14 protein-coding genes are annotated in these 19,605 nt (G+C 73.7%); 6 read left to right on the top strand and 8 right to left on the bottom strand.

Features of this window, described 5'->3' with window-relative positions; genetic code table 11:
* The first annotated feature begins 152 nt into the window (after nucleotides 1-152).
* Nucleotides 153-779 (top strand): hypothetical protein, encoded by a 627-nt coding sequence (locus tag ACFVZH_RS25965; protein WP_384900758.1) that lies wholly within the window; start codon nucleotides 153-155, stop codon nucleotides 777-779.
* A 68-nt stretch (nucleotides 780-847) separates the two neighbouring features.
* Here ACFVZH_RS25965 and ACFVZH_RS25970 read toward each other — a convergent pair whose 3' ends face one another.
* Together ACFVZH_RS25970 and ACFVZH_RS25975 are read right to left on the bottom strand one after the other, a co-directional pair.
* The gene (locus tag ACFVZH_RS25970) at nucleotides 848-1,402 is read right to left on the bottom strand and encodes a Clp protease N-terminal domain-containing protein (RefSeq protein ID WP_384900760.1); all 555 of its coding nucleotides are present in this window, start codon (nucleotides 1,400-1,402) and stop codon (nucleotides 848-850) included.
* The gene (locus tag ACFVZH_RS25975; protein WP_030315760.1) at nucleotides 1,402-1,611 is read right to left on the bottom strand and encodes a helix-turn-helix domain-containing protein; all 210 of its coding nucleotides are present in this window, start codon (nucleotides 1,609-1,611) and stop codon (nucleotides 1,402-1,404) included. Before ACFVZH_RS25975 ends, ACFVZH_RS25970 begins: the two co-directional genes overlap by 1 nt.
* A 331-nt stretch (nucleotides 1,612-1,942) precedes the next feature.
* Between ACFVZH_RS25975 and ACFVZH_RS25980 the strand changes: the two genes are divergently transcribed.
* On the top strand, nucleotides 1,943-3,352 hold the full coding sequence (locus tag ACFVZH_RS25980; RefSeq protein WP_384900762.1) for a PQQ-binding-like beta-propeller repeat protein: 1,410 nt from the start codon (nucleotides 1,943-1,945) through the stop codon (nucleotides 3,350-3,352).
* A 110-nt stretch (nucleotides 3,353-3,462) separates the two neighbouring features.
* Here the strand turns inward: ACFVZH_RS25980 and ACFVZH_RS25985 are convergent, their stop codons facing one another.
* The gene (locus ACFVZH_RS25985) at nucleotides 3,463-5,349 is read right to left on the bottom strand and encodes an AMP-dependent synthetase/ligase (protein WP_384900764.1); all 1,887 of its coding nucleotides are present in this window, start codon (nucleotides 5,347-5,349) and stop codon (nucleotides 3,463-3,465) included.
* A 353-nt stretch (nucleotides 5,350-5,702) separates the two neighbouring features.
* Here ACFVZH_RS25985 and ACFVZH_RS25990 point away from each other — a divergent pair, with 353 nt between their 5' ends.
* Nucleotides 5,703-6,146, top strand: a complete 444-nt coding sequence (locus ACFVZH_RS25990) for a CU044_2847 family protein (RefSeq protein WP_384900766.1) — start codon at nucleotides 5,703-5,705, stop codon at nucleotides 6,144-6,146.
* Here ACFVZH_RS25990 and ACFVZH_RS25995 read toward each other — a convergent pair.
* Complete coding sequence (locus ACFVZH_RS25995) at nucleotides 6,107-7,747, bottom strand: chloride channel protein (RefSeq protein ID WP_384900768.1); 1,641 nt, start codon at nucleotides 7,745-7,747, stop codon at nucleotides 6,107-6,109. The two genes, ACFVZH_RS25990 and ACFVZH_RS25995, sit on opposite strands and share 40 nt — an antisense overlap.
* 235 nt (nucleotides 7,748-7,982) lie before the next feature.
* On the opposite strand from ACFVZH_RS25995, the gene fxsA reads away from it, so the two are divergent.
* From fxsA to ACFVZH_RS26010, 3 genes are read left to right on the top strand one after another with little or no spacing between them, the layout of a single operon-like run.
* Entirely contained in the window at nucleotides 7,983-8,267 is a 285-nt protein-coding gene (gene fxsA / locus ACFVZH_RS26000; protein ID WP_384900769.1) for an FxSxx-COOH cyclophane-containing RiPP peptide, read from the top strand.
* The gene (locus tag ACFVZH_RS26005) at nucleotides 8,264-9,478 is read left to right on the top strand and encodes an FxsB family cyclophane-forming radical SAM/SPASM peptide maturase (RefSeq protein WP_384900771.1); all 1,215 of its coding nucleotides are present in this window, start codon (nucleotides 8,264-8,266) and stop codon (nucleotides 9,476-9,478) included. The genes fxsA and ACFVZH_RS26005 overlap by 4 nt, the downstream gene beginning before the upstream one ends.
* Nucleotides 9,475-10,908: an aKG-HExxH-type peptide beta-hydroxylase gene (locus ACFVZH_RS26010; RefSeq protein ID WP_384900773.1), complete on the top strand. Its 1,434-nt coding sequence runs from the start codon at nucleotides 9,475-9,477 to the stop codon at nucleotides 10,906-10,908. Before ACFVZH_RS26005 ends, ACFVZH_RS26010 begins: the two co-directional genes overlap by 4 nt.
* 24 nt (nucleotides 10,909-10,932) lie before the next feature.
* On the opposite strand, the gene fxsT is transcribed toward ACFVZH_RS26010, so the two are convergent.
* From fxsT to ACFVZH_RS26030, 4 genes are read right to left on the bottom strand one after another with little or no spacing between them, the layout of a single operon-like run.
* Nucleotides 10,933-15,552, bottom strand: coding sequence for an FxSxx-COOH system tetratricopeptide repeat protein (gene fxsT, locus ACFVZH_RS26015; RefSeq protein ID WP_384900775.1), 4,620 nt, complete (start codon nucleotides 15,550-15,552; stop codon nucleotides 10,933-10,935).
* Entirely contained in the window at nucleotides 15,549-16,781 is a 1,233-nt protein-coding gene (locus ACFVZH_RS26020) for an AAA family ATPase (protein WP_384900777.1), read from the bottom strand. The genes fxsT and ACFVZH_RS26020 overlap by 4 nt, the downstream gene beginning before the upstream one ends.
* On the bottom strand, nucleotides 16,778-18,310 hold the full coding sequence (locus ACFVZH_RS26025; RefSeq protein ID WP_384900779.1) for a hypothetical protein: 1,533 nt from the start codon (nucleotides 18,308-18,310) through the stop codon (nucleotides 16,778-16,780). The genes ACFVZH_RS26020 and ACFVZH_RS26025 overlap by 4 nt, the downstream gene beginning before the upstream one ends.
* Nucleotides 18,307-19,401: a trypsin-like peptidase domain-containing protein gene (locus ACFVZH_RS26030; RefSeq protein ID WP_384900781.1), complete on the bottom strand. Its 1,095-nt coding sequence runs from the start codon at nucleotides 19,399-19,401 to the stop codon at nucleotides 18,307-18,309. The genes ACFVZH_RS26025 and ACFVZH_RS26030 overlap by 4 nt, the downstream gene beginning before the upstream one ends.
* Between the last annotated feature and the right edge of the window lie 204 nt (nucleotides 19,402-19,605).

The following is a 19,605-nucleotide window of genomic DNA, read 5'->3' on the forward strand; positions in this document are numbered from 1 at the left end:
GCCTCCTGGCCCGTCGTCCTCGTCCTCTCCCTCGCCTCCTGCAGCCGTCGGCGCGGAAACCGGCGAGCCCGCCCCAACTCCCGCTCGGTGGCGGGGTAGACGCAGCGCAGGCGCACGTACTGGTCGACTTCGAACAACAGTAGTATTCGGGGATGGCCATGCGACCTGACGAGTTCTACGACCACGCACGTACCGCCGCGGACGGTGAGCAGCGGCTTCCGCTGGCCCGTATGACGGGGTGGGACATCAGTCCGTTCGAGCCGGAGGGACTGCGCGTCGCGCCGTTGCGACCGCCGGTGCTGCCCGAGCCCGCGCGGCACGGTGAGGACCCGTCGGACTGCGACGCGTGCCGGAGGCGGGACGAAGGGATCTGGCTGGACGACCGGTGGCGGCTCACCCGGATCGCGGGGGTCGGTGTGCCGCTGGCGCTGATGCTGTATCCGCGCGATCACTTCGACCTGGCGGACCTGCCCGACGGACTCGCGGGCGAGTTGGGCGTCCTTACCGCTCACATCGCCCGTCATGTGCAAGCGCTGCCGCACATCTCGCGGGCCCACGTCTACCGCATCGGAGACGGTGGAGCCCATCTGCACATCTGGTTCTTCGCCCGTCCCGAGGGGCAGGCCCAGCTGTACGGTTCATGGATGGTCATCTGGGACGACCTGCTGCCGGAGTACCCGGCGGACGTGGCAGAGGCGGACGCGGCGATCGTGGCGGACGCGTTGGTCGCCTCGTACGGAGGTCGTCGACCGGCGGTCGGCGAACCGCCGCACGCCTGATCCGCCGGAGCGCGATCCCGTGGGGCTTCGAAGGCCGAGCGGCTGAGCGGTACGTCGCGCCGGGGCGGTCAGGGGGCCGTCGCGGCGGAGACCGCGGTGTCGACGGACGCGTAGGTGACGCCGTGGTCGGCGAGGGTTTCGGCGACGACGCCTCCGGTGAGGGTGAGGGCGAGGAGGAGGTGTTCGTCGCCGATCTCGCGGTCCTTGCGGGAGAGGGCGACGCGGAGGGACTTCTCCAGGACGGTCTTGCTCTCCCGAGAGAAGGAGCGGCGGCCGGAGCGGCGGCCGGAGTCCTTGCGGTCGCCGGCGAGTGCGCCCGTGCCGTGGGTCTCCTCGACGCGGGCGACGATGGCGCCGACGTCGATGCCGAGGTCGGCGAGGGCGTCCGTGTCGGCGCGGGACAGTCCGGCCCGGCGCCGGGCGTCGGCGAGGGCGGAGACGAGGGACGGGAGGCGGTCGGGCGGGCACAGGGTGTGGAGTGCGGCCGCCGCCGGGGTGTCCTCGCGGTCGAGCAGGGACAGGAGCAGGTGTTCGGGCGTGACGACGTTCGCGTCGGCCCGTTCCGCGTGCTCGACCGCGCCCTGGACGACGGAACGTGCCGCTTTGGTGAACCGTTCGAACATCACTGCCTCCCGTATTTCTTGTGGACGGCCTGTCGGCTGACGCCCAGTTCGGTGGCGATCTCCTGCCACGACCAGCCCTGGTTGCGCGCACTGCGTACCTGGACGGCTTCCAGTTGTTCCAGTAGTCGCCGCAGCGCGGAGACGGCCCGTAGCCCGACCCGTGGGTCGCGGTCGCCCGCTCGCGCGGCGAGATCGGTCGCATCGGTCATGACGTCAACCTATGTTGACAGCGACGTGATGTCAACCTTGATTGACAGCGGACCCGGAGGTGCACCCCGTAGCCATCCGGTCACCGGGCCCCGGACGCGGCCCCGCGCCTTGTCGTCGCTAGCCTGACTGACAATCAGAACGGCTTTCCGGTAGGTAGGTTCAGCGGGAAGCCGCTCGCATCGGCGCAGGGGGAACCGTATGTCGGAATCGCAGGAGCCCTGGTACAGGCACCGTCCACCGCCCTGGCCCGTGCCGGACAATCCGTACGCTCCCGAGGGGTACGGGGCACCGCCGCCCGGGCCCCGCCGGCGATGGCGGTGGCGGTGGCCGGTGACCGCCGCGGTGTTCGTGCTCGTGCTGGCTGTCGGCGGCGGCGCGTACCTGGGGTGGCCCGGCGGGCCGGAGCGCCCGGCGGGCCCGGTCGCCAAGGAGTCGACGCGGCCTTCGCGGACGGCGGGCACGCCTTCCCCGTCGGCGAAGCCGAGCCCGACGCCCTCCGAGATCCCCACGACCGAGGAGATCGCGCAGCGGCGGCGGTCCGGCGAGGCCGGCGCCTGGATCGTCGACGACCGCACCGACCTGCCGCGGCGGAACATCCCGACCGAGGATCTGTGGATCTTCGGGGGCGCCGCCGTCCAGGCCGTCTACAAGAAGGTCGCCGCGCACCGGCTCAGCGACGGTGCCGAGCTGTGGAGCCTGGCACTGCCGACACCGGTCTGCGAGACGCCGGTGAACCCGACTCCGGACGGGAAGGTCGTCGTCGTTCTGCAGAACGTCGAGGCATGGACCGGGACCCGGTGCAATCAGCTCTGGATGATCGATCTGCGCACCGGCAAGGCCGGTTGGCACAAGCAGCTGACCGAGACGGGGGCCGGGGACGACACGATCATGGTGGACAGTGCCGTGAGCGGTGGCACGTTCGCGGTGGTGCAGAGCATGAAGGCGGCGGCGTACCGGGTCGTCGACGGGACGAAGGCGTACGACATCCCGCTGGAGAACCCCGGGAAGTGCTATCCGGGCAGGGTGGCGGGCGGCAGACGGCTTCTCGTGATCGCCGACTGCGCGATCAGCGCGCTGGAGAAGGCGTACAGCCAGCTTCGAGAGGCGGATCCGGCCACGGGGAAGGTGCGGTGGCGCTACCGGACGGAGCCGGGGTGGGCGGTGGGTCAGGTCCTCTCCGTCGACCCGGTCGTGATCACCACCGTGCGCAAGGCGTCGAACGGCGACGACTGGCGGGTCGTCGCGCTCGGGCCCGACGGGCGGGCCCGGAGGACCATCGACCCGCGGCCGCAGGGGATCACGCACTGCGGTGACTCCGTGGACACCAGCGACAACGCCCAGGCGTGCCGGCAGGCGTTCGTCGGCGGGGGGCTCGTGCTGCTGGGCGACACCGATCGCATCGGCGCCTACGACCTCGGCACCGGGAAGCTCGTGTGGGGAGTGAAGGCCGGGGGAACCTCGTACGGCTACTACCCGCTGCGGGTCGGGCCGGGCAGGACCGGGTTCGTCTACCAGCTGGGCGCGGGCGGCTCGCCCGGGCGCGTCTTCCGGGTCGGGCCGGGCGGCGTGGACACGATCAAGGACGTGCTGCGGCTTCCCGTCGCGACCGCGCGAGTGGAGTTCGGCATGGGGGTCGTCGGGCAGAACGCCTACACGGGTGACCGGCTCGTGATCGTGCCCTCCGGCCTGAACGGCGACGACGCCCGGCACGAGCCCCGCATGCTGTCCTTCGCGCCCTGATCCGGCAGCGGGACCGCTGGGACTCTCCGTCGCGCCGGGCGGTCCGCCACGAGGAGCGCGGTGGGCCGTCCGGTACGGCCGTGGCCTGCCGTACCGGACGGAGCGAGGGGTCAGGCTTCGCGGGAGCCCTCGTACATGGCCTCGACGAGTTCGGCGTACTCGCTTTCCACGAAGGGGCGCTTGATCTTGAGGCTGGGGGTGAGTTCGCCGTGTTCGACGTCGAGGTCGCGGGGCAGGACGGAGAACTTCTTGAGGGTCTGCCAGCGCTGGAGGTCGCCGTTGACGCGCTGGACGAAGCCGTCGATCAGGGCGTGCACCTCCGGCGAGGTGACGACCTCGGTGTAGGTGCGGCCGGCGAGGCCGTGGGAGACGGCCCAGGGCATGATCGCGGTCTCGTCGAGCGTGATGAGGGCGGTGCAGTAGTTGCGGCCGTTGCCGATGACCAGGATGTTGCTGACGTACGGGCAGACGGCCTTGAAACGGCCCTCGATCTCGGTGGGTGCGACGTACTTGCCGCCGGAGGTCTTGAAGAGGTCCTTCTTGCGGTCGGTGATCCGGACGTAGCCGTCCTTGTCGATCTCGCCGATGTCGCCGGTGCGGAACCAGCCGTCGCTCTCCAGGACTTCGGCGGTCTTCTCGGGAAGGTTGTGGTAGCCGCGCATGATGCCGGGGCCCCGCAGGAGGATCTCGCCGTCCTCGGCGATGCGGACCTCGGTACCGGGCAGGGGCTTGCCGACCGTGCCCACCCGGTAGTCGTCGGCCGGGTTGACGGTGCAGGCGGCGCTGGTCTCCGTGAGGCCGTAGCCTTCGAGGACGTTCACGCCGGCGCCGGCGAAGAAGTAGCCGATGTCGGGGGCGAGTGCGGCGCTGCCCGAGGCGCTGCCGCGGAGCGCGCCGCCGAAGGCCGCACGGATCTTGCCGTAGACCAGCTTGTCGGCGATGGCGTGCTGCACGGTGAGCGACAGGGGCACGGTGCGCCGGCCGGTCGCCACCTGCTGTTCCTGGCCGGTCCTGGCGTAGTCGCGGGCGACCCGCGCCGCCCACAGGAAGATCTTGTACTTGGCGCCGCCCTCGGCCCTCGCCCGGGCGGCGATGCCGTTGTAGACCTTCTCGAAGACCCGCGGTGCGGAGGCCATCACGGTGGGCCGGACTACGGGCAGGTTGGTGACGATGCGGTCGATGCGCCCGTCCACGGCCATCACGTGGCCGGACTGCACCTGACCGGAGATCAGGGCCTTGCCGAAGACATGCGACAGCGGCAGCCACAGGAACTGCACGTCGTCGGGGAGCACCAGCCCCGTGGCCTCCTGCGCGACCCCCTGGTACGACCAGCAGTCGTGCACCAGGCGCACGCCCTTCGGGCGGCCGGTCGTGCCGGAGGTGTAGATCAGCGTGGCGAGCTGCTCCGGAGCGATGCCCCGGACGGTGGTCTCGATGGCGTCCGGATGCTTCGTGAGGTGGTCGTTGCCGCGCTGTTCGAGCTCGGCGAGGGTGAGTACCTCCAGGCCGTCGACCTCGGCAGTGTCCGCCGCCGGGTCGAAGAGGACGGCGTGGTCGAGCCCGGGCAGGCGGTCCTTGTGCGCGATGACCTTGGCCAGCTGCTCGGCGTTCTCGACGAAGATCGCGCGGCTGTCGGAGTCGGCCAGGATGTACGCCGTCTCGTCGCCGTTGGTGCTCGGGTAGACGGCGGTCGCGGCGGCTCCCGCGCACATCACGCCCAGGTCGGCGAGGATCCACTCCACCCGCGTCGAGGACGAGATGGCCACCCGCTCCTCGGCCCCCAGTCCCAGGCTGAGCAGGCCGGCCGCGATCGCCTTCACGCGCTCCGCGGTCTGGCCCCACGTCAGCGAACGCCATTCCTCGGCACCGGCGGCGCCGTCGGCGGCCGCCACGGGGTACCGGTACGCCTCTCGCCCTGGGGTGGCCTCGACCCGTGACAGGAACAGGTGCGCCACGGAAGGCGGGCGGCTTTCGAGCAGGTGCTGCGCGGAACTCATGTCGACCTCCGGGCCCGGGGCGCCCATCACAGATTGGTTGACTGGCAGGTAACTTGCGAGATGTGGTGAGGCTAAGGGTCAAACCCCCCGCTGTGTAAGGGGATCGGGCGAGGAATGTACGCGCTGCCCCCTTGATGCCCCGTCGGCTTCGGGCTCGCACCCGGCCCGGCCGACCGGCCTGTCCGGGAGTTCGGCCGACGTCGGTGCCCCCCGTGGCCCCTCGCCGTAGGCTGGCGGCGCCGGGCACCCGGCCCGGCCTAGTGCGGTCCGCCGGTTCGTTGGTTCGGTTCGTCGGTTCAGTTCAGTTCGGTTCGTCGGTTCGGTTCGGTTCGGGAGTAGCAGGCGGAGGGGTCATGCCGGAGGAGTTGGCACGGTTCGCGCTGGGGGACGGGGACGCCGCGGTGTTCGTGGCGTTCGAGGACGAAAGCCCCGAGATCGTGCGGGCCAGGGCACGGCAGCGTACGGCGGACGGAGCCGTGGAGGTCGCGGCCGGGCGGTTCGAGGCTGGCCTTGAGCAGATCCGGGAGATGGCGGGGCGGACGCTCGACCGGCTGGTGGCGATGCCCGCGCCGCCGTCGACCGTGGAGCTGGAGTTCGGGGTGAAGTTCAACGTCGAGACGGGCGTCGTGGTCGCCCGTACCGGCGTCGAGGGCCACATCAAGGTCAAGGTGGTCTGGGAGCGGGGAGCGCCTCGTCGGCAACCGGAGGACGAGGAGGCGACACCCTCGGCCGGCGCCGGTGCCGGCGCGACAGCGGATCAGTCGGAGGCGCCGGGGCGGGCGGACGGCGAGGGCTGAGCCGGCGGCGGGGGTGCGGGGGCGGCGGCGGTCGCCGGTGCGGGGACGGTACGCGGGGCGGTGAGCGACGCGGTAAGCGGGGCGGGGTGAGAGGTGACGGCCGGGTCGTCGATGCCCTCACCGTCGGGGCTGGTCTCGTCCCGAATGCCCCCGCCTTCGCCGCGCGGCTCCTCCGTTCGCCGCTCCAGCTGGCTGCGGTACAGCGTCGTGCGCCCGGTGACCGCCGAGGCGCACAGGACCGCGAGGACGCCGGGGCCGAGGAGGGAGGCGTCGGCGACCATCTCCGTGGCCATGATCAGGACGCCGATGGGCGCGTGGGCCACCGGCCCCAGGCAGGCGGCCATGCCCACCACCACGTACGGGAGGGGGCCGGTGGACGGCAGGTGCAGTGCCTCGCCGAGTCGCCAGGCGAGGGCGCCGACGCCCGCGCCGACGACCATGCACGGTCCGAAGATGCCGCCGGAGCCGCCGGAGCCCACGGTCAGGGCGGTGCCCGCGATCTTCGCGAGGGGGATGGCGAGGAGGAGGAGTATGGGGAGTTCCACGACCGTGCCGCGGTCGGTGAGGGCCTCCATCAGGCCGTACCCGGTGCCGAGGACGCCGGGGACCAGCAGCCCGAGGAGGCCCACGAGCAGTGCGGCGGCGACCGGCGCGGCGATCCGGGCGGGGACGGTACGGACGCGGGCCTCGGTCCGCAGGTGTACGGCGTAGAAGACCGTGGTGTAGAGGCGGCCGGCAAGCCCGCACAGGAGACCGGTGACGGCGATGAGGGCGAAGTCGCCCGGACCGAATCCCGATCCGTCGTCGGGGTGGCGGCCGAGGACGGGGGCGAAGCCGTAGCAGGCGCCGAAGATCAGCCAGCCCGCGCAGGCCGCGATGAGCGCCTTCGGCAGGACCCGTACGTCCATGTCCTTGCGGTACAGGAGTTCGGCGCCGAGCAGCGCGCCGCCGAGCGGGGCCTGGAAGATGGCGCCGACGCCGGACGCCAGGCCGATCACCAGAGCGGTACGGGCCTGTTCGCGGGTCATGCCCGTGCGGCGGGCGATCACCGAGCCGAACGCCGCCGAGATCTGCGCGGCGGGTCCCTCCGTGCCGCCGGAGCCTCCGGATCCGATGGTGAGCGCGGAGGCGACGAGTTTCACCACGGTCACCCTCCCGCGCATTCCGGCCGGGTTGTGGTGGGCGGCGGCGATCGCCGCGTCCGTGCCGTGTCCCCGCGCCTCGGGCGCCAGCCACACGGCCAGCGCCGTGGCCACCAGGGCTCCTCCGGCGGCCACCAGCGGGACGGCCCAGGGGCGGTCGGACGGGACCAGGTCGCGGGGACCGCCCTCGGCGGAGGTGAGGTACGGCCGGAACCCGGCAACGTGTTCGAGGAGTAACTCCGTGCACAGATGCAGCAGTCCGAACAGGGCCGCCGCGCCGAGACCGGCCACCACGCCGATGAGGACGGAGGGCACGATCCAGCGGGCCAGCGGGTCGTCGGAAGCCTCCGACGAGGACGCTCCGGCAGACGCCGGAGCGGGGAAGAACCGGGCCAGGGCCGGAGGGAGACGGTGCCCGGAACCGGAACTCTCCCCGCCCGCCCGCTGCTTCCAACTCATAGGAAATCCCCGTTCGTTCAGCCCCCGTTGGACAGCATTGTGGCCCACGGGGGCCTCGCTCCGCGCCGTCGCCACACCCGCTCGATCGCGACATCGGCGATCGGTTCTTTGTTTGACGAGGCGACTGAATGGCCATGACACGGAGAGGGACCCTCACGGTGACACGGGCGGCCTGGCTCGGTGACACCGGAGAAGGGCGGGGGCCGTGAGGCACGAGGGGCGACAGGGGGATGTCATGGGGACCGGTCCACTCGAGCGCGTCCACGGCCGCATCCCGACCGTCCGGGTCCCGGACCTGACGGGCCTGCCCGAGCCGGCGGGCCCACCCGACCTGTCGAGCCTGCCCGACCTGACGGGCGTCGGGGATCTCGCGGACCTCACGCTGGAGGAGCTCCTCGACGGGCCGAACCCGGTGCTCGCACGCGCCGCCCGGCGCGTCCTCGACCGGCTGGCCGCGGAGGAGGCTCCGCTCGCCGCGTACGACTCGTCCGCCGTGCCCACCGACGACCACCCGGTGTGAGCGCGCCCGCGCGCACCCGGCAGGCGCTCCCCTTCCGGGAATTCCTGGTGAAGGTGCACAGCCGCTGCAACCTGGCCTGCACCTACTGCTACGTGTACGAGAGCGCGGACCGCGGCTGGCGCGCCCAGCCGGTGACCATGGCCCCGGCGACCGCGGAACTCCTCTGCCGGCGGATCGGCGAGCACGCCCGGCGCCATGCGCTGCGCTCGGTCCGGGTGATCCTCCACGGCGGCGAACCGCTGCTGGCGGGTGAACCGTTCCTCGCCGGCCTCGTCCGTGCTCTGCGTGCGGCGCTGCCGCCCACCACCCGGGCCGAGGTGGCGCTGCAGACCAACGGCACCCTTCTCGACGCGGCCGTCCTGCGTCTCTGCCGGGACGAGGACATCCGCATCGGGGTCAGCCTGGACGGCCCGCCCGCCGTCCACGACCGCTACCGCCGCGACCCGGGGGGCCGCGGCAGTCACGCCAGGGTCGCCGCCGCGCTGCGGCTCCTCGCCCGTCCCGAACACCGCGCGCTCTGGGCCGGGGTCCTGACCACCGTCGATCCGGCCACCGATCCCCTGGCCACCTACGAGCACCTGCTGTCGTACGATCCGCCCGCCGTCACCCTCATCCTGCCGCTCGGCCACTGGACCCTGCCCCCGCCCGGGCGCGTCCCCGATCCGGCCGCCACGCCGTACGCCGACTGGCTGATCCCCGTGTTCGACCGCTGGTACGGGGGCGGGGCCCGGGCGCCGCGTATCTCCCTGTTCGAGTCGGTACTCGATCTGCTCCTCGGCGGGGAGTCCGGCAGCGAGGTGATCGGCGCCGCGCCGAGCCGGCTCGCCGTGGTCGACACCGACGGCTCGCTCGCGCTCTCCGACCACCTCAAGACCACGTTCGACGGGGCCGACCGCACGGGGCTCAGCCTGCACGACGACGCGTTCGACGCGCTGCTCGCCCATCCCGGGGTCGCGGCCCGGCAGTCCGGCCGCGACGGGCTCTGCGCGCAGTGCCGCGCCTGCCCGCTCGTCGCCGTCTGCGGCGGCGGCCACTATCCGCACCGCTACCGCGAGGGGTCCGGGGGCGCGGGCCACGACAACCCGTCCGTGTACTGCCCGGATCTCGCACGGTTCATCGGCCACGCCGCACGGATCGTCCGCGGCGACCTGGCCGCACGGGTCCCGGGAGTGGCGCCGACGCCCGGGCGGTGCACGGAGCGCTGCGCATGAGCCTCCGGCCCGAAGCCGGTCGCGCCCCCTCCCCGCTCCCCCGACAGCCGTTCTGGGAGGGCCTGGCGGCCGGCACCCCCGGCCCGGAGGTCCTCACCGCCCTGCGCACCGCCCGCCGCGACCGCAACCTCCTCCTTCTGCGCGCCGCCCACGCCCGGCACCGCGTCGAACCCCACTGGTCGGAGTCCGTCTCCCTCCTCGCCGAGGTCCGCCGCCTCCGGCCCGACGTCTTCGCCGACGTCCTCGGCGACCCGGAGGCCGGGGCATGGCTCGCACGGCAGGCTCAGCGGTCCCATGCCGACGGCCCGAAGGCCACCGCCCGGGTGCCTCTCACGGGTCTCGCCCGCTTCGCGGCCGCGGCCGCCTTGCGTGCGGGCCTCGACTTCCGCATCCGGGTACCGGTCGCGGACGGTACCGGGGTGGTGCTCCCCGGGCTGGGGGCGGCCTTCCTCCCGGCCTCGGGTCCCCGCACCGCAACGGTCGTGCGTGACGGAGGCGGCGCCAGGCTCGTCCGGGCGGGCGACCGCCCGGTGCTGCTCGACGGCGTGGCGGGGCTTCACGCCGTGGCGGGGCACGACGGCGAGGCGGGGCACGACCGCTTGGTACGGCTCGACAGCACCGCGGGATTCGGCAGCGCCGCGGGATTCGGCAGCGCCGCGGGGTTCGGCAGGGCGACAGCCGGCCATTCCGGCGCGTGCGAAAGCGGGCAGGAAGGCGGCGGCGATCCGGGCTGGCACCCCGTACCGCGACTGCGTCTGCGCGCGGGCGCAGTCGCGGGCGGCCGCCTCGGCAGCGGGGTCGTCGTGCGGCTCGACACCCTCGATCCGCTGCGTCTCGGTACTGCCGTGCGCCGGCCGGCACGGCCTCTCCCGCCCCAGGAGTACGCGGCCTGGCAGCGCCGTATCGACGCGGCCTGGGACGTGTTGACCGAGCGTCACCCGGAGCGCGCGGAGACGGTCGCGGGTGTGCTGCGTGTCGTCGTACCGCTGACGGGTGAAGGGGGCGCGGGCTGGCGGAGTGCGTCGTTCAGTGACGCGACGGGGCTGGTCGCGTTGTCGGCGATCGACGATCCGGTGGAGCTGGCGGCCGATCTCGTGCACGAGGCCCAGCACTCGCTCCTCTACGCCCTGACGGACCTCGCTCCCCTGCTGGACGCCCCGCCGGGCAGCAGGGGCCGTGCGCCGTGGAGCGAGCTGCCCCGGCCGCCCGGCGCTCTCTTGCAGGGCGGGTCCGCGTTCCTCGTCACGGCCGGGTTCTGGCGGGAGGAACGGGACTTCGGGAACGGCGCGGCGGGGCGGCCCTACGCGCACTGGCGGCGGACCGCGCGGATCGCCGTCGCCTCGCTCGCCGCCCGCGAGGACTGGACGACGGCGGACGGACGGCGGCTGCTCGACGCCATGGGCGCCCTTCTCGACTCCTGGGATCCGTAGGTGGTCGGTGAGGGACGGAGTCCGTCACAGCGGAGGCGGTTCGATGTCGCACTCGGCGCGGCGGCCGGCCCGCGCCGACAGCGTCTCCGGGTGGTCGGGTCCCAGCGTGCCGTGGTAGCGGCGCACCACGGAGGCCATGAGCTCGGCGCCCCGTTCGTCCTCCCCGCAGGCCACGAGGTCCAGGGAGAGGTTGCAGAGGGCGGCCAGGGTCGCCGGATGGCGGTCTCCGTAGCGGTTCTCCAGGAGCCGGGCGCACCGCTCGCCCTGTTCGCGCGCCGCCTGGTGCTCGCCCGCGGCGGCGAGTCCGGTCGCCAGGTTGACGTGGGCGAGGAGGGGCCACGGGTGGTCCTCGTAGAGCGCGTGTTCCAGGCCGGCCGCGGATGCCTGGTCGAGACGGAGGGCTTGTGCGAAGCCGCCGGTGGCGCGGCGGGCCGCGCCGTGGTTGACGGCGGCGACGTGGGTCAGCGGGTGCTCGGTGCCGAGCACCGCCCGGTAGCGTTCGACGGCCTGGGCGCCCTGCCGTTCGGCCGCCTCGCCGTCGCCCGTCAGGCGCAGGTCGTTGGAGAGGTTGGTGAAGGCGGCGAGCGAGTCGATGTGGAGGGGGCCGAAGATCCGCAGGTAGAGCTCGAGGGCTTCTTCGGCCAGGGCTCTTCCGCGGTCGAAGTCGCCGGCCTTGCGGCAGGTCACGGACATGTTCTTGATCGCCCGCAGGGTGTGCGGGTGCTCGTCGCCGTACTGGCTGCGGTACTGGCCCAGGGTCTGTTCCTGGAGTTCGAGGGCCGCCGCGTACTCGCCGTGCTCGCGCAGGTCGCGGGCGACGTTGTTGACGGAGAAGAGCGTCGAGTGCGCGGTGGCGCCGAGGACCGTCAGGCGCTCCCGGAACACGCGCCGGTCGAGGTCGAGGGCCTCGGCGTACCGTCCGTTGACGCGCAGGCTGACGGCGTAGTTGTGGCCGGCGCGCAGGGCGAAGGGGTCGTCGGCGCCGTAGACGTTCACGCTGCGCCGGTAGGCGTCCTCGTCCAGGGCCAGGGCGTCGGTGAAGCGTCCGGCGGTCCGCAGGTCGGCGGCGAGGGCGCCCGCGGCGGTGAGCGTGTACTCGTGGTCGTCGCCGACGGTGTCCCGCAGGCGGCGCAGCACCTCCTCGTTGAGGGGACGCGAGGTCGCGAACTCGGCCAGCTGCCAGTGCGCGCTCGCTCGGTACCGCATCGCCCAGAGGGTCTGCAGGTCGTCCGCGCCCAGGAACGTCCGCCACTCCGTGCTGATCCGCTCGCCGAGCTGCGCCGCGCCGCGCAGTACGCCGCGGGAGAGCAGCGAGGAGATGAGGTTCACCCCGGTGTCCCGGATGTGCCGGTCCTCGCACGTGAGCAGGCCCGTGGGCTCCAGGTGGGGAAGGATGTCGGTGTAGTTGCGCCAGTGCTCGGGGCGCTGGGTGTCGCCGGGGTCGTGTGCGGCGATGACCTGGTGCACCAGGTGGCGCATGTCGCTCTGTTCCGTCTCGGACAGTTCGTCCTGGAGGACCGCGCGGACGAGCCGGTGCATCTGCACCGTTCCGGCCACGTTGTCGACGGTGAGCAGGGAGTACTGGTTGATGGCCCGGATGGTGCGGCCGCGGGCCAGTGGGTCCCGGGCCAGCCGCATGAGGGCGGGCGGCAGTGGCAGCATCCTGGCGTCGTGGAGGAAGCCGAGGGCGACCGGTTCCGGGCCGAAGAAGGCGAGGAGGCGCAGGAGTTCGAGGGCGCCGGGGGTCTGCTCGGCCAGTGACCGCATGGAGGCCCGCCACACCACCGCGACCGGCAGGGTGATCGAGTCGACGCCCTCGGCCAGCACTTCGGCCCGACGCTGTTCGATCATCGCCAGGAAGTCGGAGACCGCGATGCCGGTCTGCCGTTGGAGCGCGGCGCACTGTTCGAGGGCGAGCGGCAGGTCGCCGAGGAGTTCGGCGAGCTGGTCGGCTTCCTCCGGTCCTGCCCAGGGCGCGCGTGCCCGCAGGAAGTCCAGGCTCTCGGCGCGGGTGAAGACGTCCACCCGGGTGGCGAGCACCCGGTCCGACCAGCCGGCGTGGCGCGAGGTGATGAGGATGCGCCCGGCGAGGTCGGTGTCGCCGATCAGGGAGGGCAGGTAGGGGATGACCTCGTTGGGCTGCCCGGCGTTGTCGAACACCAGCAGCCACCGGCGGTACGGCTCGCCCGCCGCGAGCGCCGCGATCACGCGCGCCACGGTGTCGCTCTGGGCGTCGGGGACCAGGCCGAGTTCCGGCGCGAGCATGGTGAGCTGGGCGCGGATGACGGCGGGCTGCTCGGCGTCGATCCACCACACCCGGTCGTACTCGTGCCGGTGCAGCTGGACGTACTTGAGGGCGAGCTGCGTCTTGCCGACGCCGCCGAGGCCGTGCAGCGCGTGCGGCAGGACGGCGGCCCTGGTGTTCGTGCCGAGCTGCCGGTGCAGTGCGGCGAGTTCGGCCTCGCGGGCGGCGAAGAAGGGGTTGGGCAGGGGGACGGAGCGGGGCGAGCGGGCGTTTCCCGGAGGGCCCTGCTGACCTCCCGCGCCCGGACCCGCCGTGCCCGGGGCGCCGGTGCCGGTCGTGCCGTCGGTGCCGGTGTCGCCGGGACCCCCGGGCGGACGATCCGATGGGGTTCCTCCGGACTGCGGCGGTTCCATGGTGCGTTCCTTTGCGGTCGGGGGCGGAGTGGCGCTGTCCTGGGCGGAGCCCGTGCCGTCGTCCGGCGGCAGGACGACCGGCGGGGTTGTCGGTGTCGTGGCGCCCGGGCCGTGGTCGTCCGGTCGGGCACCGTCCGCCGTGATCCCTTCCCCCGTGGTGGCCGGACCGAACTCCGTCCTTCCGTGGACGGGGTCCCACACCGCGCCGTAGGGCGGGCCGAGCGCCTTGAGCGCGGGCAGCGCGGCGTCGAGGAGTTCGCGGTCGAGCTCGGTCAGGGTGTCCGCCTCGGGCTGTTCCCGGCTGCCGATGACGGTTCTCAGCAGGTCCGGCCGGGCCCCGACCGTTCGGCCCGCCAGTGTGGACGTCTCCTGGAGCGTGCGGAGGAGTTCGGCGCGCCCCAGGCCGCGCAGCAGCCGCGACCGTACCCCGTCGAGGAACTCGAACACGTAGCGCTCGCCCGGCCGTTCGGGGCCGGTCGCCGGACGTAACCGGAGGAGTCCGCCGAGCAGGATCTCCGCGAACGGCAGCGGTCCGGCGGTCGCCGTGCCCTGGCGCACCGCCTCGACCACCTCGGGGCGCAGCGGCACCATGGCGAGGCGCGCGGCGAGTCCTCGCGCCGCCGGTGACGCGTGCTGGAGGAAGCGTCGTACCGCCAGGTCCGGCGGGATGGGCGCCCGCCGCTCCTCCCAGGTGAACGGCGGGAGGCAGTGGGGGGTGAGCCCCTCCGCGTTCACCAGCAGCGTGGTCGCCTCGGTGAAGGGCAGCCCGCCGCCGGTCACCATCCGGGCCCACCCGGCGAGCCAGTGGGGTTCCAGTTCGAGGACGGGGACGGGCACGGGCAGGGGATCGGCCGGATCGCTGTCGCACGGCCGCTCCCAGCGGCCTTCCCGCAGCAGTTCGAGCCGGGAGTTGGGCAGTCCGGGGAGCGGGGCTCGCAGCCGCAGCTCCCGGGGTACGCCGTCGCACAGGTCCCACATGTGGGTGGGGAGTGGCTGCAGTACGGCCACCGGCGCGCGCCGGCCCCAGGTGTGCAGCAGCCGGGGCACCGCGCCGCCCGCCCACGCGTCGCCGACGCAGTCGCTCATGACCAGGACGATCCGCCGGTTGTCCGGGTGGAACAGTTCGGCGGGGCTGTGCCGCAGTCCTCCGGCGGCGGACCGCAGCACCGCGTGCTTGCCGTCCCGGGTGTCGAGGGACCAGGTTCTCACGTCGGCGAACGCGCCCTGGCGGCGCAGGAGTTCGGCGAACGCGTGGGCCACCGGCTGCCACACCGCCATGGAGACGCTCTGCTCGACGACGAGGGCCACCTCGAACCACCGGGCGGGCGGCCGGGTGAGCACGGGGGTCCACTGGCGCGTCTCGGCCGCGCGGACGGCCGTCGCCTCCTCGTCGAGGACGCTGTGCCGGCTGCCGGCGGGTAACCGCCGGTTGAACGGTCTCAGGGCCCGGGCCAGCCTGCGGGGCTCGCGGAGCGCGCCGGGAAGCCCGTCACCAGCGCTCGTGCCCGCGGAGCCGTACCCGGGGCCGGATGGGGATCCGGCGAGGAGGGTGTGGGACATCCGGGGGACGGCGGGCAGCGGGCCGTCGGGATCGGCGGAGGCGGTGGCGCCCGAGCCGGAGGGGGCGGCGCCCGGCGGCGACGAGGGAGTCGGCGTCGCCCCATCTGCCGTACCGGGCCCGGTGCGACGGGAGGTTCCGGCCTCGTGGTCGGCCCCCGGGCCGTTCCGGGCTCCGGGGCGGGTGGCCGTTCCCGGGGCCGCGACGTCCGGCGTCTCCCGCGCTCCGCCGTCGCCGCCTTCGCCGAAGGCGCCGTCCGGGTCGGTGGCCTGATCGGGCGTGGCGCCGCCGGACCCGCCGTCCTCGAAGGCGCCGGCGTCCGGGAGTGGCGGGGTCGTGGCGTCGGCCGGCCCGATCACCTCCGCGAGCCAGATCGCCTCCGCCCATTCCCGTGCCGTGGGCCTGCCGGAGCCCCCGGTTCCGCTCATGGTGAGGTGTCCGAGGACAGATTCCGCCAGAGGGCGTCGCGCAGCTGCCGCCAGGAGGCGTCGTCCGCCTCCGCGGCGCCGTTGGTGAGCATGTGCACGGTGTTGAGCAGTTGGTCGACGGCGAGATCGGCACTGTCGCCCCGGCGCTCCAGGAACTCGCGCACGAGCTCGGTGGTCCGTCCGTCGAGCCCGCCGTCGAAGTGGGAGGCGACCATCGCGGCGAGCCGCCCGGCGTCCGGTGCGGGCATCCGCACTTCGAGGCACCTGCGCCGGAAGGCCGGCGGGAAGTCGCGCTCTCCGTTGCTGGTGATGATCACGACGGGGAACTCGGCGCAGCGGACCCGGCCGGCGGTGACGGTGACCCGTTTGTCGTGGTCGGTGGTGGCCACTTCCACCTGGCGCTGGGACTGGGCCAGCCGCTCCAGTTCGGGGATGCGGTACTCGCCCTCCTCGAAGATGTGCAGCAGGTCGTTCGGCAGGTCGATGTCGCTCTTGTCGAGCTCGTCGACGAGCAGCACCCTCGGGCGCCGCCACGGCAGCAGTGCGGTTCCCAGCGGGCCGAGCGTGAGATAGCGGCCGACGCCGGGCAGCGGACCGTCCCCGCCGGCGGAGCGGCGTCCCGGCTGCGGGGCGTCCTGGACGCGGCCGATGGCGTCGTAGTCGTACAGACCGTCGCGGAGCGTCGTCCGGCTGACCACCGGCCACCACAGCACCCTGCCCAGGCCCAGCTCGGAGGCGATCTGGTGGGCGAGCGTGGACTTGCCGGTGCCGGGCGCGCCGGTGAGGAGCAGGGGGCGGCGCAGATGAATGGCCGCGTTGACGACGTGGAGCACCTTCGGGCTCAGTGTACCGCCGCGCCGGCGGCCGAGCCTGCGCCGGGTGTCCGCGCCGTCTGGGGGCACCGGGACGGTCAGGGGGCCGCGCTCGGACTCCGGCCGGAAGCGGCGCCAGGCCGGTGGCGCGGGCAGTTTGGGCAGTGCCTCGTCCTCGGGCGAGCGGTGTTCGCCGGTGTCCCGGAACACCCACCAGTCGGGTGCGGAGGGCGTGTCCGTCGGCCCCACGGCACGCGCGGCCCCGTCATCGCGCCCGCGGTCGGCATCGCCTCCACGGTCGGCATCACCCGTAACGTCGGCAGCGCCCGTACGATCGGTCTCGCCCGCGCCCTCGGCAGCGCCCGTACCGTCGGCGTCGTCCCCGCTGCCCGCCGCGTCGTTCACGGTCCCGCTCATGGCAAGCCACCCCCGGTCCGCGGATGCCCCAGCGCGGCGTCCGCCCCCTCCAGTCCGTCACGGCCGTCCCACACTAGGCTGAGGTGGCGATGCAGGTCCAGAACGGCGAACACGTCGCTGTCCGGGCCCATTTCGCCCCTCAGCATCCTTACCCGTTCGGGTAGTTCCATGAGCCTCCCGGCCAGGACTTTCCTCGTCTTGCGTTCGGCATCCGGGCGCTCGCCGACCTCACGCACCGCGACGATGACCGGAATCCCCATCTCCAGCAGGACGTTGACCGCGTCGGGCTCCAGTCCACCGGTGTACGGGGGCGGTTGGAGGAACAGCCAGCCCAGCTGCTCGCGGTCGTGCCGCAGCCTCCGGAGCAGCTCCTCCGGGCACAGCCGCTCCCCGTACGGCACGACGCGCACGGCGGCCGACTCGAAGCAGACGTCCGGTCCGGAGGTGAGGAGGTCGGACCGTTCGTGGAGCAGCGGCCGCCAGTGCGGTTTCGCCCACCGGTCCCGGCTGCGGACCAGGACGGTGTGGTCGGCGCCGATCGGCCGCGGGACGGAGTCCGGTGGCCTCGCCATGATCTGGTCCACCGGCAGCCACAGCAGCGGCCTCGGGAGCAGGAACTCGACGCGCATCCCCGCGCTCAGCTCCCCCAGGTCCTCGACGCAGGACAGATAGCGCGCGGCGACGTCCGCCTCCATCTCCGCGCGGGAGGACAGCTGCGCCGGTGCGCCGTACTGCCGTGTCCCGTCCGGCCCGGGGGGCACCACCCAGGACCGTACGGTGTAGTGATCGGGTACGGGCGTCCGCGCGGTGATCTCCACGAGCAGCCGGTACGGCGAGAGCGGCCGGCCGGCCCGCACGGCGACCTCCTCCCGCAGCCGGGCGAGTCGCTGCGGGCTGCGGCAGCCGAGGTGGGCGGCGACCTGCCCGCTCCAGGCGCGCATCCGGGCCCGGAGCGGGGAGTCCTCGAGGACGGCGACGGTCTCCACGAAGACGAGCAGGGGGTGCGGTTCGTCCTCCCAGCCGTAGGCGAGGTCGTCGAAGACGGCCAGGATCTCCGCGACCTCGTTCCGGTGGTCGGCGTGGCCTCGGCCGCCCCCCTGGTCCTCCAGGGCGAGAGGTCCGGTTCCGGCGTCGTGCAGGACGCGCAGGGCGAGCGTGCGCAGCCGGGGGGCCTGGTCGCAGGATTCGAGCAACTCGCAGAGCACGCGGTGGTGGTGCGGGTCGACGAGCGTGGCGGTGAAGAGCTGCCGTTGCAGTTGCTCCACCGCGCGCCACGCGTGCGTCTTCTCGAACCCCCGGGCGAACTCGCCGAGATAGGCCGCCAGTCCGCCCGAGTGGTCGGCGCAGTAGGCGAGTTCGGCGGCGAGCGCCTCCACCGTGGTGCCTTCCGGGGTGCGCGGCGTGGCCCCGCACTCCGCCGCCACCCGGGCGAGCGCGGCCCGCCGGGCCGACAGGGTGTCCGCGGCCGGGCGCTGGAGCCGCACCAGCTGGCGGGCCAGCGTCCAGTAGGGGTCGTGGGAGCCGCTCATGGCGCGATCCCACCGCCGGAGTCCCGAGGTCGCAGCCGGGCGATCGCCCGGTCGAACTCGCGCATGGGCAGTGATCCAGGCTCGTACCAGCGCAGCGCCGCCGCGAGCCGGTCGATGCCGTCCTCGTACTCCAGGCAGAGCCCGACCACGGCCCGTGCGTCGTTGATGAGGATCCCGGTCCGCTCCACGTGGAACGCGATGTCGTCGCCGGTGTCCCGCAGCACCCGTTCCCGGCGGTGCGCGTCGGCGAAGCTCCGTACCTTGACGAGCACACGGGCGAGGTCGCGTTCGGCGGTGGGGGGCCACGGTGGCGGAAGGGCGTCCGCCCCCGCCGCCTGCCTCCGGTCCGCCGAGTGCCTCCCGTTCGTCCCCGCCGACTCCCCCGGGTCCGGGGCCGGGTCCTGGTCCGCGGCGACCGCGTCGGCCACACCGGGGCAGTAGCGTACGGCCGCCTCGACGGGGATCATCCATCCGGTACGGCGCTCCGCGCGGGTGTCCGCCGCCACCACCAGGCCGATCACGGCCCCGGTGGCGTCGACGACGCCCGCGCCGCTGTACCCCTGCCGCAGCCGGTCCCCGGCCTCGCCCGCCGCTTCCAGCTGCACCCACTCGGGGCTCAGCCCGCCCGCCCCGACCAGCCGGGCCCGTACCCACAGCCCGGCGGACCCGCCCGCGGGATGACCGAAGGCCCGTACGATCCTGTCGCCTGCCGCTCCGCAGGGGCGCAGGACCGCGGGCGCGCAGTCGTCCGGTGCCCGCTCCCGCAACTCCAGTACGGCCACATCCGCACGTTCCCCGTCCGGCGGCGCCCACCCGAGGGGAGCGATCCCCGCACGCACGGGCCCGCCGCGGGGGGCGAGCGACCCGGGGAAGTCGACGGTGAGCTCGGCGTTCTCCAGGTACTCGGCTCCGACCGGGCCGTCCGCCGCGCCGCCCTCCGCTTCGTCGAACGCCGCTTCGTCGAACGCCGCCTCCGCCACGTGGGCGCAGGTCAGCACCCGGCCACCGGGAAGCAGCACCCCGGCGCCGACCGGCTGTCCACGCGTGTCGAGGATGCGAACGCGCCACGTCTCCGCATGCGAAAGTGCCACCCCTGTTGCCCCCGTTCCCCGCTCCGCGAGCCCACTCCGCTCGCCCCGCGCGCCGTGTCCGGGCGCCGCTGCGGTGCATCAGGTACGGAAGGCGCGCGTGTGACGGCCATGCTAAGCAGCAATACCCGATCGGTGGCATGACAAGCCAGGGAAAGAGGGCCGGGGGGCCGGGGATGGCCGAATGCGTTCGCCCGGGCCGGTCGC

It is taken from the genome of Streptomyces sp. NPDC059534 (genome assembly GCF_042743475.1).
Taxonomy (GTDB): Bacteria; Actinomycetota; Actinomycetes; order Streptomycetales; family Streptomycetaceae; genus Streptomyces.

What these genes read in the sequence shown, in the direction of transcription:
- fxsT (WP_384900775.1), bottom strand. Translation starts at nt 15,552, where the DNA reads ATGAGCGGAACCGGGGGCTCCGGCAGGCCCACGGCACGGGAATGGGCG.
- ACFVZH_RS26020 (WP_384900777.1), bottom strand. Translation starts at nt 16,781, where the DNA reads ATGAGCGGGACCGTGAACGACGCGGCGGGCAGCGGGGACGACGCCGAC.
- ACFVZH_RS25985 (WP_384900764.1), bottom strand. Translation starts at nt 5,349, where the DNA reads ATGAGTTCCGCGCAGCACCTGCTCGAAAGCCGCCCGCCTTCCGTGGCG.
- ACFVZH_RS25970 (WP_384900760.1), bottom strand. Translation starts at nt 1,402, where the DNA reads ATGTTCGAACGGTTCACCAAAGCGGCACGTTCCGTCGTCCAGGGCGCG.
- ACFVZH_RS25975 (WP_030315760.1), bottom strand. Translation starts at nt 1,611, where the DNA reads ATGACCGATGCGACCGATCTCGCCGCGCGAGCGGGCGACCGCGACCCA.
- ACFVZH_RS26010 (WP_384900773.1), top strand. Translation starts at nt 9,475, where the DNA reads ATGAGCCTCCGGCCCGAAGCCGGTCGCGCCCCCTCCCCGCTCCCCCGA.
- ACFVZH_RS25995 (WP_384900768.1), bottom strand. Translation starts at nt 7,747, where the DNA reads ATGAGTTGGAAGCAGCGGGCGGGCGGGGAGAGTTCCGGTTCCGGGCAC.
- ACFVZH_RS25965 (WP_384900758.1), top strand. Translation starts at nt 153, where the DNA reads ATGGCCATGCGACCTGACGAGTTCTACGACCACGCACGTACCGCCGCG.
- ACFVZH_RS26025 (WP_384900779.1), bottom strand. Translation starts at nt 18,310, where the DNA reads ATGAGCGGCTCCCACGACCCCTACTGGACGCTGGCCCGCCAGCTGGTG.
- ACFVZH_RS25990 (WP_384900766.1), top strand. Translation starts at nt 5,703, where the DNA reads ATGCCGGAGGAGTTGGCACGGTTCGCGCTGGGGGACGGGGACGCCGCG.
- fxsA (WP_384900769.1), top strand. Translation starts at nt 7,983, where the DNA reads ATGGGGACCGGTCCACTCGAGCGCGTCCACGGCCGCATCCCGACCGTC.